Origin of the sequence: Salifodinibacter halophilus, assembly GCA_012999515.1 — a bacterium.
GTDB lineage: Bacteria > Pseudomonadota > Gammaproteobacteria > Nevskiales > Salinisphaeraceae > Salifodinibacter > Salifodinibacter halophilus.
Map to the genome: position 1 here is coordinate 1 of JABEEB010000398.1, position 258 is coordinate 258.

The 258-nt window shown below is 71.3% G+C and carries 1 protein-coding gene; it reads left to right on the forward strand.

All coding sequences use genetic code 11. The features are described from left to right. A partial coding sequence (locus HKX41_12185) for a WGR domain-containing protein (protein NNC24894.1) occupies nt 1-227 on the forward strand: 227 nt, incomplete at its 5' end. Between the last annotated feature and the right edge of the window lie 31 nt (nt 228-258).

Below are 258 nucleotides of genomic sequence, written 5' to 3' on the forward strand. Positions count from 1 at the left end.
ACGGCCACGAAGCCCCGCGCTTCGTGCAACTGATGCTGCAGCCCGACTTGCTCGGCGGCTGGACCCTGGTGCGCGAAAGCGGCCAGATCGGCGGCCGCAGCACGGTCCGGCGCGAGCAGTTCCTCGACCGCGACAGCGCCTTCGCCGCGTTGGAACAGGCCCGCGACCAACAGCTCAAGCGCGGTTTCCAGCTGATGTTCAGCCAGGGCGCCGAAGCGCCGCGATGAGGCAGAGCGCGGCGCCGCCGGTACGGGTGGG